Genomic DNA, 7,305 nt, shown 5'->3' on the forward strand with positions numbered 1-7,305 from the left:
CCCATAGGCTCGCGGGCGGCCGTGCGGTGCGGCCGCCGATTGATCACGATCGCGACCTCGCCCGAGGTCGCGCAAGCTCGATGGGACGCCTCTTCGACGGGCGAGCGCGCTTTGGAGACGCGAACGCGCGATCGACGGAGCGACCCGACGTGCTGCCATGGATTGGAGCGGGATGACCCGTCCGCACGCCCGGCAATGATGAGACAAGCCTCTTCGGTGACCGACCTTTGGAGGGCCGATCGAGACCAAAAAAGCCCGTGTCGTCGTTGCTTTAAGTCGCGTTCCCCGCTGAGGGCGGAGTGCGCCGGTTTCGCCTCCGGCTGCCGGTCAGGGGTGTCGGGGGAAGTCTCCCCCGGGCGGCTGTCCGGTCTCTTGCCCGGATGCCCACCGACCGGCACGCGACCACAGGCACGTGCGAAATTGGGCAAGGGCGTAGGTAATGCCGATTCTTCGGCGGATCAATGGGTTTGTGGGCCGGTTCGCGAATTTTTCTCGGACCCGTCCGCGAGCAGGTCGCGGATCTCGGCGAGCAGCTTCACGTCGGCGGGGACCTCGGGCTCGGCGGGCGGCTCGGGCGGGGCGGCGACCTCCGCCTCCTGGCGGGCGCGCAGCCGGTTGATGCCGCGGATGACGAAGAACAGCACCCAGGCGACGATGAGGAAGTTGATCGTCGCCGTGACGAAGGACCCGTAGGCGATCACCGCCCCCTGCTCGCGCGCCTCGGCCAGCGTCGTCGCCGTGACCTCGGAGGAGAGCGCGAGGAAGTAGTTCGAGAAGTCGAGCCCGCCGGTGACGACGCCGATCAGCGGCGTGAACACGTCCTCCACCAGCGAGGAGACGATGCGCGAGAAGGCGGCGCCGATGATGACGCCGACCGCGAGGTCCACCACGTTGCCCTTCAGCGCGAAGGTCCTGAACTCGTCGACGATGCCGGCCATGGGTCCCTCCCGAGCGTGCGCCCTGCCGCGGCCGAGCTTACGCCGGGGCGCCGGCCGCGCAAGACGCCCCGCGATTGCGCCCCGGACGTGCGAACGCCTCCGGACGGGCTTCGTCCGGAGGCGTCCTGCGGGCCCTGCCGGCCCCTCCCGATCGCGCGCGATCAGGCCGTCTGCGGGCCCTCGCCGCCGGGCGCCGTCGCCTGCGCCTGCTGGGCGGCGGCGACGCGCTGGCGGTAGAGCGCGACGAAGTCGATCGGGTCGATGTAGAGCGGCGGGAAGCCGCCGTTGCGCACCGCGTCCGCCACGATCTGGCGGGCGAAGGGGAAGAGCAGGCGCGGGCACTCGATCATGACGACCGGGTGGAGCTGCTCCTTGGGCACGTTCTTCACCCGGAAGACGCCGGCGTAGTTCAGCTCGAACTTGAACATCACCACGTCGTCGGTCTTGGCGTCGCCCTCGAGCTTGAGCTCGACCTCGTAGTCGGTCTCGCTCATCTGCTTGGCGTTGACGTTGACCTGGATGCCGATCTTCGGCTGCGCCTGCTGCGGGGCGAGCGAGCGCGGCGCGGTCGGGTTCTCGAAGGAGAAGTCCTTCGTGTACTGCGCGAGCGCGTTGAGCGAGGGCGCGCTCGCCGCGCCGGCGGCGCCGCCGCCGTTCGGGGCGCCGCCGTTCTGGGCGCCGTTGGTCGCCGGGGTGTCGGCCATCGGGATGTCTCCGAATTCCTGAAGTCAGGACTTCCTGCGTGAGCGCCCGACCGGGCGCGGGAAGGCGGGCGGGGACCGGAGCAGGGGCCTCGCCGGCCTCGATGAGGGCGCGCTAACACGCTTCGCGCGAGGGAACAAGCGCGGGCGGCGTGCGGATCCCGCCACGGGCTCGCCACGCTCGTGCGCGATGGTCGCGTCGTGGGCCGATCCACGACGCGAGAAAAAGCCGCGTTGTCACGCTCCTTGTCGCGACAGTGGGTGGATGTTACGACCCACCTTGCCCATATGCGGACGAGGGCGCGGCGCGTCGGCGAATTATCGCCGCCGCGGCGCCCTCGAACAGACGCCCGCTTCCCGGGAACTCCAGGCCGGACCGACGATGCAAGAGTCCTTCGACCTCACGACGCTCATCTTCCTCGCGCTCGCCGTCTTCGTGATCTGGCGCCTGCGCTCGGTGCTCGGCACCAAGACCGGGAACGAGAAGCCGCCGCAGGATCCGTTCCGGCGCGAGGCGTCCGGCCCGCGCGGCGGGCGTCCCGGCGCCGACAACGTCGTGCGCCTGCCCAACGGCGCGGCCGGCGCCCCCGCCTCGCCCGACCGCTGGAAGAGCATCTCCGCGCCCGGGGCCGAGGTCGGCGCCGGGCTCGACGAGATCGCCCGGCAGGAGCCGGCCTTCAACGGCCGCGAGTTCCTCGAGGGCGCCAAGATGGCCTACGAGATGATCGTCACCGCCTTCGCGGCGGGCGACCGCAAGACGCTCAAGGATCTCCTGTCGAAGGAGGTCTACGAGGGCTTCGAGGCGGCGATCACCGATCGCGAGACCCGCGGCGAGAAGGCCGAGACCACGTTCGTCGCCATTGACAAGGCCGAGGTGACCGGCGCCGAGGTGAAGGGCAAGACCGCCCAGATCACCGTGCGGATCGTCTCCGAGCTGATCTCGGTGACGCGCTCCGCCGCCGGCGACGTCGTCGAGGGCTCCGCCGACCAGGTCGTCGACGTCACCGACGTGTGGACCTTCGCCCGTCAGCTCGGCTCGCGCGACCCCAACTGGCAGCTCGTCGCGACCGAAGCGGGGCAATGAGGGGCGCGCGTCGCGCGCTCCTCCTCGCGCTGGGTGCGGCCATGGCGCTCGGCCCTCCTCCCGTCGCCGCCCTCGCGACCGCACCCGACGTCGGCGGCGCCCGGCTCGAGCGCGTCGCGTACACCGATCTCCCCGGCTGGGAGGCGGACGACCACGCCGCCGCGCTCGCCGCCTTCCGCGTCTCCTGCGACCCGATCCTGGAGGGCCGCGCCGCCCTGCGCCCGGCCGCAGCGGCCGGGGTCGACCTGCTGGCGGCCTGCCGCGCGGCGCAGGGCGTCGCGGCCGGCGACGCCCGCGCCTATTTCGAGCGGACCTTCGTCCCCCACCGGGTGATCCCCCCCTCGGGCCGCGGCTTCCTCACCGGATACTACGAGCCCGAGCTCGCGGGCTCGCTCGTGCGCACGCCCCGCTTCGCGACGCCGCTGCGCGCCCGCCCCGCCGACCTCGTCACGCTCGCCGAGGGCAAGACGCGGCCGGGCGTGGACGGCTCCCTGCGCGCCGCGCTGACGGACGACGCCGGCGGCTTCCGGCCGGCGCCGACGCGCGCCGAGATCGAGGAGGGCGCGCTCGGGGACGCCGCGCCGCCGATCGTCTGGCTGGAGGAGCCCGGCGAGGCCTTCATCGTGCACGTGCAGGGCTCGGCGCGCATTCGCCTGGAGGACGGGCGGGTGCTGCGGGTCGGCTATGCCGGGCGCAACGGCCACCCCTACACCTCGATCGGGCGCCTGCTGGTCGAGCGGGGCGCCATCGACCGCGACGCGATGAGCCTCGAGCGGCTGCTCGGCTGGCTGCGGGAGAACCCCGAAGAGGCCCGCGCGCTGATGCGCGAGAACGCCTCCTACATCTTCTTCGCCGTCCTCGACGCGAACGATCCCGCGCACGACCGGGCCCCCGGCCCGACCGGCGGCGCCGGCGTGCCGCTGACGCCCGGGCGCTCGCTCGCGGTGGACCGGGGGCTGTGGCCCTACGGCCTGCCGTTCTGGCTCTCGGGCGCGCTGCCGGATGCCGACGGGGTCGTGCATCCGCTGGCGCGGCTGATGGTGGCGCAGGACACGGGGTCCGCCATCCTCGGCCCGGCGCGCGGCGACTATTTCGTCGGCTCCGGCGCCCGGGCCGGGACGCGCGCGGGGCTGATCCGGCACGCGACGGACTTCTTCGTGCTGCTGCCGCGCCCCGAAGCGGAGATCGCTGCGCCGCCGGCGCTGCGCCCGGGGAACGGCCGATGACCCGGCGGCGCCGGCGCGAGCTCACCGAGGAGGAGCGGCTCCTGTGGCGCCACGTGGTGCGCCATGTCGAGCCCCTGCCCGGCAAGGCGATCCCGCCGGAGCCCGCGCCGCCCGTCCCGCCGACCGCGACCGCGGCACCCCCGAAGGTCGCGCGCACGAAGCCGGCCCCCGGGCGCGCGCCCGGCGTCCCGCCGAAGCCCCGCGCGCCGACCGCGGCGCCCTACCGCCCGACGCCCCCCGCTCCGCCGCCGATCCCCCCGCTGTCGAAGCTCGCCCGCAAGGAGCGCACGGCGCTCGCCCGCCGCTCGCGCCGCCCCGACGCGACGCTCGACCTGCACGGCATGCGCCAGGGCGAGGCGCACCTCGCGCTCCACGGCTTCCTGCACCGCGCCGCCGCGCAGGGGCAGGCGATCGTGCTCGTGATCACCGGCAAGGGCGCGCCGGGGCGCGGCGGAGAGACGGGCGCGCTGTTCGAGGAGCGCGGCGTGCTGCGCCGGCTCGTGCCGCACTGGCTCGCCGAGCCCGGCCTGCGCGGCCTCGTCGTGGGCTTCGAGCCGGCGGCGCACCACCACGGCGGGGAGGGTGCGCTCTACGTGCGGCTTCGCCGACGCGACTGGCGCTGAGGGAGGCGGCCGTGGCGCGCCGAACCCGCGATCCGCAGGCCGAGGCGCGCGCGCTGACGCCCTTCGGCCGGCACGTGCGCCGGCTGCGCGCCGCGCGCGGGTTGCAGCTCAAGCACATGGCGGCGCACCTGGGCGTCTCGAGCGCCTACCTCTCGGCGCTGGAGCGGGGCGAGCGCGGGCGCCCGACCTTCACCCTCGTCCAGGGCACGATCCACTATTTCGGCGTGATCTGGGACGAGGCGGACGAGCTCCAGCGCCTCGCCGAGCTCTCCGACCCGGCCCCCCGCATCCCCGCCGCCGCCGCCGGGCCCGACGCGGTGCTGCTGGCCAACCGCCTCGCGCGCGAGATCGGGGGCCTCGACGCGGGCCGGGTCGAGGCGATGCTCGCGATCCTGGATGGCATTCCTGCGACGCCGGATGCGGCGGCGGAGCTTGACGGGCCGGGCACGAGCGGGTCTAACCCGTCGCGTTCCGGCGCGCCCGCCCCGTCCCGCGATCCGTCGCCCGACCAAGACAGCAACTGAGGATGAACATGCCCGAGCTCGACGTCCTGACCCTCGGCAACGCCATCGTCGACGTGATCGCCCACACCGACGACGCCTTCCTGGTCTCCGAGAAGCTTCACAAGGGCTCGATGAACCTCATCGACGAGGCGCGCGCCGAGGACCTCTACGCCCGCATGGGCCAAGCGGCGATCATCTCCGGCGGCTCGGGCGCCAACACGGCGGTGGGCGCGGCCTCGCTCGGCGCCCGCGCCGGCTTCATCGGCAAGGTGCGCGAGGACGAGCTCGGCCGCATCTACCGCCACGACATGAACGCGACGGGCGTGCGCTTCGAGACCGCGTACGCCGCGGCCGACGGCCCCGCCACGGCGCGCTCCTTCATCCTGGTGACGCCCGACGGCGAGCGCACCATGAACACCTATCTCGGCGCCTGCCAGAACCTGACGCCGGACGACATCGACGCGGCGACCGTGCAGGGCGCCGCCATCACCTATCTCGAGGGCTACCTGTGGGATCCGCCGGCGGCGAAGGAGGCCTTCCGCAAGGCGGTCTCGATCGCCCACGGCGCCGGCAACAAGGTGGCGCTGACGCTCTCGGATTCCTTCTGCGTCGACCGTTACCGCGCCGAGTTCCTCGACCTCGCCCGCACCGGCGCGCTCGACATCCTGTTCGCCAACATCCACGAGCTCAAGGCGCTCTACGAGACCGCCGACGAGGACACGGCGCTGGCCGCCCTGCGCGAGGAGGGCCACCCCGACCGCGACTTCCTCGCCGTGGTGACGCGCTCGGAGCGCGGCTCGCTGATCGTCAGCCGCGCCGGCACGCACGCCGTGGACGCCTATCCGCCCGAGGCGATCGTCGACCTCACGGGCGCGGGCGACCTCTTCGCCGGCGGCTTCCTCGCGGGCCTCACGCGCGGGCTCGACCACATCGCCTGCGCCCGGCTCGGCGCGATGGCCGCCGCCGAGGTCATCTCCCACATCGGCGCGCGCCCGCAGCGCAGCCTGAAGGAGATGGCGGAGGCGAACGGGCTGCTGGGCTGAGGGCCGGCCACGCGCGGCATCCGAGGCGGAGCCGGCCCGGCCGACGGTGACGACGCCGGCACAGGCGGCGGAGACCGCGACGATGCCGGCGTTCGGCGGTGACCGCTCCTGTTGCCCCGGGCCCCCGCGAGGGAGGCCCGGGGCGGCCGACCGCCTCCGGTCGTCCGTCTTCAGTTCGCCTTCTCGATCCGCGTGATCGTGAGGGCGCCGTTCACGCGGTCGGCCTCGAAGGTGACGCGGTCGCCGACGGCGAGGCCGGAGGCCATCCCCGTCTCGGGCATGCGGAACACCATCGTCATGGCGTCCATGCCGAGGTTCTCGATCGGACCGTGACGCACGGTGAGCTTGCCCGCGGCGGCGTCGATCTTGCGGATCTCGCCTTCGGTGGGCGAGGCGGCCGCGAGGGCGGTCGAGAGGAGCAGCGCTGCGAGCGCGGCGGCCGAGGTCTTGTGTGTCATGAGTGGTCTCCAGTGTTGGCGGCGTCGCGGACCACGATGGTGCCGCGCATGCCCGCTTCGAGGTGTCCAGGGATCAGGCAGGCGAACTCGAACTCGCCGGCCTCGGTGAACTGCCAGAGCAGCTCGCCCCGGTGCGCCGCATCGAGCCGCCGCGCATTCGGGTCGTCGTGCTCCATCTCGGGGAACTTCATCATCATCTGCCCGTGCTTGCGGTTCTCCTCGACGGTGCCGATGACGAACTCGTGCTCGAGGGCGCCGGCGTTCGAGAGGACGAAGCGGATCTGCTCGCCGCGCGCGACCTCGACCAGCGCCGGCTCGAACTGCATGGTGCCCTGGCCCTCCAGCATGGTGACCTCGACGACGCGCGCGGGCTTGCTCGGGTCGCCCTCGCGGCCGAAAGCGTAGTCGTGGGGGTGTCCCTGGGCGCCCGGTCCGGCGAGTGCCGCCGTGCCGGCGAGCGTCAGCGCTCCGGCGAGCGCGAGCGTGTATCCACGAAAGATCATGCGGCTGTCTCCTTGTCGTGTCTGGGGGTCAGTGGTCGTTGTGGCCGCCGGACGCGGGTGCGTCGCGGCGGGTGCGCCGGTCGACGACGCGGAACTCCGCCGTGTCGGCGGCGGGTGCGTCGGCGCGGGCCGCCTCGGGAGCCTCGCCCGTCCACTCGTAGGCGACGGTACCGGCCGGGTGGCCGTACCAGCCGGGGTCGGCATAGTCGTTCGCCGCCAGGCCCTC

At 73.5% G+C, this 7,305-nt stretch carries 9 protein-coding genes and 1 pseudogene; 5 read left to right on the forward strand and 5 right to left on the reverse strand.

Going from position 1 to position 7,305, the window contains the following annotated elements; genetic code table 11:
- Positions 1-458: 458 nt before the first annotated feature.
- A complete protein-coding gene (gene mscL / locus G407_RS0124420; RefSeq protein ID WP_029032913.1) occupies positions 459-929 on the reverse strand; it encodes a large conductance mechanosensitive channel protein MscL in 471 nt (156 codons plus the stop codon).
- A 170-nt stretch (positions 930-1,099) separates the two neighbouring features.
- Positions 1,100-1,642, reverse strand: coding sequence for a protein-export chaperone SecB (gene secB, locus G407_RS0124425; RefSeq protein ID WP_029032914.1), 543 nt, complete (start codon positions 1,640-1,642; stop codon positions 1,100-1,102).
- Positions 1,643-2,021: 379 nt separating this feature from the next.
- Between secB and G407_RS0124430 the strand changes: the two genes are divergently transcribed.
- The 5 genes from G407_RS0124430 to G407_RS0124450 are packed head-to-tail and all read left to right on the forward strand — an operon-like array spanning position 2,022 to position 6,118.
- Entirely contained in the window at positions 2,022-2,723 is a 702-nt protein-coding gene (locus G407_RS0124430; RefSeq protein WP_029032915.1) for a Tim44/TimA family putative adaptor protein, read from the forward strand.
- Positions 2,720-3,949 (forward strand): murein transglycosylase A, encoded by a 1,230-nt coding sequence (mltA, locus tag G407_RS29890; RefSeq protein ID WP_043540468.1) that lies wholly within the window; start codon positions 2,720-2,722, stop codon positions 3,947-3,949. The genes G407_RS0124430 and mltA overlap by 4 nt, the downstream gene beginning before the upstream one ends.
- Positions 3,946-4,572, forward strand: coding sequence for a Smr/MutS family protein (locus G407_RS0124440; RefSeq protein ID WP_029032916.1), 627 nt, complete (start codon positions 3,946-3,948; stop codon positions 4,570-4,572). Before mltA ends, G407_RS0124440 begins: the two co-directional genes overlap by 4 nt.
- Before the next feature lie 11 nt (positions 4,573-4,583).
- Complete coding sequence (locus tag G407_RS32810; RefSeq protein WP_342418144.1) at positions 4,584-5,096, forward strand: helix-turn-helix domain-containing protein; 513 nt, start codon at positions 4,584-4,586, stop codon at positions 5,094-5,096.
- Positions 5,097-5,098: 2 nt separating this feature from the next.
- Positions 5,099-6,118 carry an adenosine kinase gene (locus G407_RS0124450; RefSeq protein WP_029032917.1) on the forward strand — a complete coding sequence of 340 codons (1,020 nt, stop codon included), beginning with the start codon at positions 5,099-5,101 and terminating at the stop codon, positions 6,116-6,118.
- A gap of 170 nt (positions 6,119-6,288) precedes the next feature.
- Here G407_RS0124450 and G407_RS0124455 read toward each other — a convergent pair whose 3' ends face one another.
- The 3 genes and pseudogenes from G407_RS0124455 to G407_RS32215 all read right to left on the reverse strand — a co-directional run.
- Complete coding sequence (locus G407_RS0124455) at positions 6,289-6,576, reverse strand: copper-binding protein (RefSeq protein WP_029032918.1); 288 nt, start codon at positions 6,574-6,576, stop codon at positions 6,289-6,291.
- Entirely contained in the window at positions 6,573-7,079 is a 507-nt protein-coding gene (locus G407_RS0124460; protein WP_029032919.1) for a cupredoxin domain-containing protein, read from the reverse strand. Before G407_RS0124460 ends, G407_RS0124455 begins: the two co-directional genes overlap by 4 nt.
- A gap of 28 nt (positions 7,080-7,107) precedes the next feature.
- Positions 7,108-7,305, reverse strand: a pseudogene (locus G407_RS32215) (copper oxidase); the annotation flags it as partial.

Origin of the sequence: Salinarimonas rosea DSM 21201, assembly GCF_000429045.1 — a bacterium.
Taxonomy (GTDB): domain Bacteria; phylum Pseudomonadota; class Alphaproteobacteria; order Rhizobiales; family Beijerinckiaceae; genus Salinarimonas; species Salinarimonas rosea.